The organism is Acidimicrobiales bacterium, from assembly GCA_022452035.1.
In the GTDB taxonomy this organism is placed as follows: domain Bacteria; phylum Actinomycetota; class Acidimicrobiia; order Acidimicrobiales; family MedAcidi-G1; genus UBA9410.
Window position 1 is genome coordinate 21015 of record JAKURV010000025.1, and the last position, 6478, is coordinate 27492.

Annotated in this window: 6 protein-coding genes; all 6 read right to left on the reverse strand. The window is 63.1% G+C overall.

All coding sequences use genetic code 11. The features are described 5' to 3' along the window. Positions 1-47: 47 nt before the first annotated feature. Genes MK181_08900 through MK181_08925 form a run of 6 tightly spaced genes read right to left on the reverse strand, consistent with a single transcriptional unit; the run spans position 48 to position 6412 of the window. A complete protein-coding gene (locus MK181_08900) occupies positions 48-917 on the reverse strand; it encodes a phytanoyl-CoA dioxygenase family protein (GenBank protein MCH2419918.1) in 870 nt (289 codons plus the stop codon). Continuing rightward, the gene (locus MK181_08905; GenBank protein ID MCH2419919.1) at positions 914-2155 is read right to left on the reverse strand and encodes an ABC transporter permease; all 1242 of its coding nucleotides are present in this window, start codon (positions 2153-2155) and stop codon (positions 914-916) included. The genes MK181_08900 and MK181_08905 overlap by 4 nt, the downstream gene beginning before the upstream one ends. A gap of 11 nt (positions 2156-2166) precedes the next feature. Further along, entirely contained in the window at positions 2167-3282 is a 1116-nt protein-coding gene (locus MK181_08910) for an ABC transporter permease (protein MCH2419920.1), read from the reverse strand. Beyond that, positions 3279-4811 (reverse strand): ABC transporter ATP-binding protein, encoded by a 1533-nt coding sequence (locus MK181_08915; GenBank protein ID MCH2419921.1) that lies wholly within the window; start codon positions 4809-4811, stop codon positions 3279-3281. Before MK181_08915 ends, MK181_08910 begins: the two co-directional genes overlap by 4 nt. A 21-nt stretch (positions 4812-4832) precedes the next feature. Then, positions 4833-5561, reverse strand: a complete 729-nt coding sequence (locus MK181_08920; GenBank protein ID MCH2419922.1) for an amino acid ABC transporter ATP-binding protein — start codon at positions 5559-5561, stop codon at positions 4833-4835. A 23-nt stretch (positions 5562-5584) separates the two neighbouring features. Next, the gene (locus tag MK181_08925; protein MCH2419923.1) at positions 5585-6412 is read right to left on the reverse strand and encodes an amino acid ABC transporter permease; all 828 of its coding nucleotides are present in this window, start codon (positions 6410-6412) and stop codon (positions 5585-5587) included. Between the last annotated feature and the right edge of the window lie 66 nt (positions 6413-6478).

A 6478-nucleotide genomic window follows, 5' to 3' on the forward strand; every position in this document is an offset into this window, starting at 1 on the left:
CAGGTTACCCGGGGTTGTGGACCAGGCCCGGGGGAGGGGAGGGGAGGTCAGGCGAAGCCGCGAAGCGGTAGGTCTGCACTGCGCTGCAGCCAGTTGTCGTCCCGGTAGTGGGCCGTCCCGTCGATCACGTGCAACGTGTAGGCAAGACGCGGGCGGTCCGAGGTGTTGGCGCCGCTCCAGTGGGGGAGGCATCCGTGGAAGGCGACCAGGGTTCCAGCTTCTGCCTCCATCGGCACCAGGTCACCGTGGTCGTACGGCGTGGGGTCCAGGACGTCGGTGGTGGTGCCGCCGGTGCCGTCGAGTCGGAACCGGGTCCGGGCGCCGCCGACGTGTCCTCCCGGGATGGCCCACATGCAGCCGTTAGCGACCGTGGCGTCGTCAAGGGCGAACCAGAGGCCAACCACCGTCTGGGGGTCGGTCCACAGGAAGGAGTGGTCGCAATGGCAGACCACCTCCCCGCCGATCCGGGGGGGCTTAAAGATGACCATGGACTGCAGGAGGAGTGGGTCGGTGACGCCCAGCTCGGCCACCAGGGAGGCAAGGTCACTCGTTCGGGAGAACTGGTCGAAGGCCGGGTCAAGGTCGTGCAGGGCATGGCCCATCTTGTTCAGAGCCCGGTCCATTGGAGCGACCAGGTTTCCGTCGGCGTCAAAGGCCCCGTTCTCGAAGAACGGACGGATCACGTCAGCTGATGTGAGAAACCAGTCGTCCTGGGCGTGGGTCTGCTCGGTGGTGGAGAACACGGTGGCCGCGCCGTCGGGTAGGCCCTGTGAGGCGTAGCCGGCTACCAGCTCGTCGATGCGGCGGCGGAGGGACTCGACCCGGTCGGGTGACACAAACCCGGGTAGGACTACGAAGCCGTCGCGTTCCCAAGCCTCCCGACGATCCTTGTCCAGGACGGTGCTCGCCGCGCTCACTCCTGGCCTCGCCGGTATCGAAGCCCATTGGCGGCCGGCATGCGGAGACGGCTCGAGGCGAACACCAGGACCAGAAGGGTGGCGACGTGGGGGGTGATTGGCGGCAGTTCACGCATGACCTCTTCACTCACCGAGTACCACCACAGCACGACGAGGGCTAGAGCAGCGAACCCAGTCCCCGCTGCAGGTCGACGTCGAAGGACTGCTCGCACGGCCAGAGCAGCCAGGGCTGCGCCGACTAACAGCAAGAGGGCGTGTACCGCGGTGCGGTCACGGAGTTGCAGAGCGTCAGCGAAACCGAAGAGCATCGAGCCAAGGAAAGCACCTACCGGTTGCCAGTTGCCGAAGATGACAGTGGCCAGCCCGATGAACCCTCGGCCCTGAACTTGAGCCTCTCGGTAGATGCCGGTCTGTTCAATGACGATGAAGGCGCCACCGAAGCCGGCCAGACCGCCACTGACTACCACGGCAAGGGTCTTCATCCGGTACACGTTGACTCCGAGACTGTCCGCAGCGACTGGGTGCTCGCCGGCCGCCCGGATTCGCAAGCCAAGACTCGTTCGCCACAGGATCACCACTGAGGCAGGGACGAGGAGTAGCGCCAACAGGGTCGCCCAAGAGACGTTGCTGGTGATTCCAGACAAAAGGGCTGACAGGTCTGACACTAGGAACCATCCCTGGTCAGAGAGCCAGCCGAAAAGGTCGGGGGTGCTCCATCCAAACATGTCGCCACCCGAAACGAATGGCAGATCCCCGTGTCCTACCGACTCCACCCGCGGAGATTGGGTGATGCCACCTCCGGAGCGAGCCGCAAAGACTTCGCCGGACAGGAACCGGGCCAGGGCCGGCGCCAGGATGTTGATGGCCACGCCGGAGATGATGTGGTCGACGCCGAAACCGACCGTGGCTATTGCGTGGAGTAGGCCACCCGCGGCTCCGCCGGCTACACCGATGGCTAGGCCCCACCAGGGCCCGAATTCCAGCGCCCCCCAGGCTCCGAACCAGGTGCCCAGAATCATCATTCCTTCGAGGCCGATATTCACCACGCCGGCTCGTTCGGCCCAGATCCCGCCCAGGCCGGCTAACAGAATTGGTATGGCCCGCCGGAGGGTGGATTCGGCGGTACCAGCCGAGATCAGATCAGTGGTCTCTGGTCGCGCCAGTTCTTGAGTAAGCGAGAGAGCTATGACCAAGCCGAGGGCGGCGACCATCCATCGCATTACCACCGAGTCACGCAAGGTCGGGCGCCTCATGACGTCGGTTCCAGAGTTCGCTGGGTGGCCGACGCAGCGTCTCGAGCCTCCTGGGCCCGACGGATTCGGTTAACCACCTCGTAGGCCACAACAGCTGAGAGCACGACCACTCCCTGGAGGATGGACACGATCTCTCGTGGGGTATCGCCTACCACGTCCAGGATGGGCGCAGCGCTGTCAAGCCAGCCGAACAGGAGGGCCCCCACTGCCACTCCGGCAGGATGATTGCGTCCAATGAGGGCGATCGCTATGCCCGTAAAGCCCAGACCCCGAGTAAACCCGAGGTCGTATTTGTAGCTGTCGCCCAGGATCTCCGGTAGGCCGATCAGGCCGGCAACTGCACCAGATAACAGCATGGCTCGCACCACGGTGGCTCGCGGGTCCACTCCACTGGCCTCAGCGGCGAACGGGTTCAGGCCGGTGGCCCGCAGATCGAAACCGGAGCGGGTTCGGGTCAGGAAAAGGTGGAAGAGAACCCCAACGACGATGGCGATCAGGAGGAAGCCCCAGAGCTCGCGCCCCCTTCCAATCTCCCGGGTAAACATTTCCACCATCCCGTTGAGGTTGGGGAAGCGTCCTGACGGCGCGATTTCCGGCGTTGTGATGTTGAGGGTGGTGTCATCCCCATCGTCGAGCCACGTCCTGAGCAGGTAGCCGATGGCCGACAGGGCAATGGCGTTCAACATGATGGTGGAGATCACCTCATGGACGCCACGCGTCACCTTGAGATAGCCGGCAACCCCGGCATACAGGGATCCAACGGACATGGCAACGGCCATGATCAGGGCCACGTGCAAAATGGGTGGAAGGTTGACTGCCGCTCCGACGGCCGCCGCAACGAGGGCGGCCAACATGTACTGGCCTTCAACACCGATATTGAAGAGGTTCATCCGAAAGCCAATTGCGACGGCGATACCGGCCAGGTACAACTGCGTGGCCCGATTTCCCGTCTCGACGAGGGCTCCCAGACTGCTGCCGTAGGAAAGCATCTCCCGCCAGGCTTCCCACGGGCTGGTGCCGGCTATCAGCAGAACTACTGAGGAAAGGGCGACCGAAAAGATAATGGCCACAACCGGGGGAGCCAGGGCCAGCATGATCCGTCGACCGGTCATTCTTCGTCCCCGGTTACGTCCTCGGCACCGGTCATGTATCCGCCCAGTTGTCTGGGCGTGGTGGTACCTGGGTCCAGTTCGGCGACCACCCGGCCCCGCAGCATGACCACCAAGCGGTCGGCCAAACCGAGTAACTCCTCCAGATCGGCCGAGACCAGGAGCAGGGCAAGCCCGTTCTGTCTTGCGGTCCGCAACTCCTCCCAAACAGCGGCTTGAGCGCCAACGTCAATGCCCCGAGTGGGATGGGCTGCGATGAGTAGTCGGGGTGATGCAGCCATCTCCCGACCGATGACCAACTTCTGCTGATTGCCGCCCGACAAAGCTCGGGCCGACGTGTCGATGCTTGGAGTCCGGACGTCAAAGTCTTTGACAATGCGTGTCGTGGCTTCCCGGCTCCGGCGTCGGTCCAACAGCGGGCCACGAGCGAAGGGCTCCATTGTCTGGTGGCCAAGCATGGCGTTCTCCCAGAGTGGAGCGTCTAGGAGCAGGCCGCGACGGTGACGGTCCTCGGGGACGTAACCAATGAGCGCCTCGCGTCTCCGACGAACCGACCAGGTAGAGATTTCTTCGCCGTCCAAGAGAATCTGGCCGCCATCCTCTATGGAGCGAAGCCCGAGGATGGCTTCGATCAGCTCTCCCTGACCGTTTCCCTCGACACCTGCCACACCGAGGATCTCTCCTCGGCGCACAGCGAGGCTCACGTTGTCCAGAGCAGGACGCTTCGTCTCGTCGAGCACCATCACGTCGCTCAGAGACAAGGAGACGTGATCGTCGACAGCACGGGGCTCAGTTGATGGCGAGGGAAGCTCGGAACCGACCATTAGTTCGGCCAACTCCGAGGCGGTAACCCGCTTCGGATCAACAGTCGCCATCGTCCGCCCCTGTCGTAGAACTGTCACGGTGTCGGCAATGGCCAGGACCTCTTCCAACTTGTGATCGATAAACAAGATGGTGTGGCCCCGGGCCTTGAGTTCCCGGAGGTTGCGGAAAAGCTCTTCCACCTCTTGAGGGACCAGCACCGATGTCGGCTCGTCCAAAATGAGAATCCGGGCTCCCCGATACAACACCTTGATGATCTCCACCCGCTGGCGTTCGCCGACCTCCAGGGTCTCGACCAGGTCGTCGGGGTGAATGTCAAGGCCGTAGGAGGCGCCGAGGTGTTCCAGGTCACGACGGGCGGCTTCCCGATCGATGAACCCCCGCTTTCGAGGTTCAGCACCGAGTACCACGTTTTCTAAGACCGTCAGATTGTCAGCCAACATGAAGTGCTGATGGACCATCCCAATGCCGTGAGCGATGGCTTCGGCAGGCGATGAGAATTGAACTTCAGCCCCCCGGACAAGCATTTGCCCTTCATCGGGTGACTGCATCCCGTAAAGGATCTTCATCAGGGTCGACTTGCCTGCACCGTTTTCTCCGACCACGGCATGGATCTCACCCTCGGCCACTTGCAGGTCGACGGCGTCGTTGGCCACCACGCCCGGGTAGCGCTTGGTAATGCCGGAGAGCTCAACGGCCGGGGTGGTCATGGCAGGGTCGCCGTCTGTAGCTCAGTAGAGGATCTTGTCGAAGAACGCTCGTGTGCGCTCCTGGGTCGGGTTGGCGAAAACCTCTTCTGGAGGGCCGACCTCGACGATCTCGCCCTCGTCGATGAACACCAAACGGTCGGCGGCTGCCCGAGCAAAACCCATCTCGTGGGTCACCACAACCATGGTCATGCCTTCGCTGGCCAACTCCAGCATGACGTCCAGGACCTCCTTGACCATCTCGGGGTCCAAGGCTGACGTCGGCTCATCGAACAGCATCACCCGAGGTTCCATGGCCAGGGACCGGGCGATGGCCACCCGCTGCTGTTGTCCACCGGAGAGTTGGCGGGGGTAGGCCTCGGCCTTCTCGGGGATGCCGACCCGGTCCAGTTGGCGCATGGCCATGTCGGTGGCCTCGGCCTTAGACCGGTTGCGGACCTTACGCTGGGCCAGCGTGATGTTTTCCAGCACGGTCAGGTGGGGGAACAGGTTGAACTGTTGGAACACCATGCCCACCTCGGCCCGGACGTGGTCCAGGTCGGTAGAGGCATCGGTCAGGTCGAAGCCGTCAACCACGACCGTTCCCTTGGTGGGAATTTCCAGCAGGTTGACGCAACGGAGCACAGTGGACTTGCCCGAACCGCTGGGGCCCACGATCACCACCACCTCGCCCTCGGCCACCTCCAGGTCCACGTCACGAACGGCGTGGATGGTCCGGTTGAAAGTCTTGGACATACCTTTCAAAACGATCATGGGAGCGGGGGTGTGCTCGGCGGTCATCGTTCCCCCTTCCGGTCCCGGGTCATTCGCTTCTCGAGGAGCCCGAGGAGCACCGAGAGTCCAAGCGTCAAGACCAGGTATATGAAGGCCACCACGAAGTAGCCCTCACGGAACTTGAACGTGCTGGCCGAGAACTGGCGGGCCCTCTGGGTGATTTCCAGGACACCCAGCACAGAGAGCAGGGAGGTGTCCTTGAGGATGGCGATGAAGTCGTTACCTAGTGGTGGGATGATGGCCCGCATCGCCTGTGGGAGGACTACCGACCGCATGGTCTGGTGCCGACTTAGGCCCAGAGAACGGCCTGCTTCGGTCTGGCCCGGCGGGATGGACTGGATACCGCCCCGGAAGATCTCCGCCATATAAGCCCCATAGATCAGGGAGAGGGTCACAATTGCCCGCATCATGAAGGAGAGCTTCAACTCCCAGCCGAACCACCTTTCTAGGGGGCCGTTGATGGCATCGGTCCCCTCAGGCACGAGGATCAGGGCCACGGTGAAGATCAGGGGCAGGATCGGGATGCCGCGCACGAACTCCACGTAGGTCCGGGACATGGTCCGGAGGACCACGTTTCGCGACATTTGGCCGATCCCGACCACCAGAGCGATCACAAGGGCGAAGGCGAACGCCTGAATGGTCGCGGAGATAGTGAGGCTGAGGCCGGGGATGATCCGGTCCCAAGCCAACTCGTAATTGTCATTGGTCAGGATCTGCCAGCCCATCCAGAGCAGGACGCCGATGATGATGGCCGCCCACCAGGGGAAGGTGTCCCACCAGGGCCGTTCGTCGGTTACCCGGTTGCCTTTCGCCGTCTTGGTTTCGTTCACTTGTTCCCCTTGGTCCACCGGAGGGCGCCCGACCCTACCGGCTGGCCGGTCGTCAGACCGGGGCCG

Bases quoted from the DNA above. Each gene is read 5' to 3' on its own strand.
- MK181_08910 (MCH2419920.1), bottom strand. From the start codon at position 3,282: ATGACCGGTCGACGGATCATGCTGGCCCTGGCTCCCCCGGTTGTGGCC.
- MK181_08915 (MCH2419921.1), bottom strand. From the start codon at position 4,811: ATGACCACCCCGGCCGTTGAGCTCTCCGGCATTACCAAGCGCTACCCG.
- MK181_08920 (MCH2419922.1), bottom strand. From the start codon at position 5,561: ATGATCGTTTTGAAAGGTATGTCCAAGACTTTCAACCGGACCATCCAC.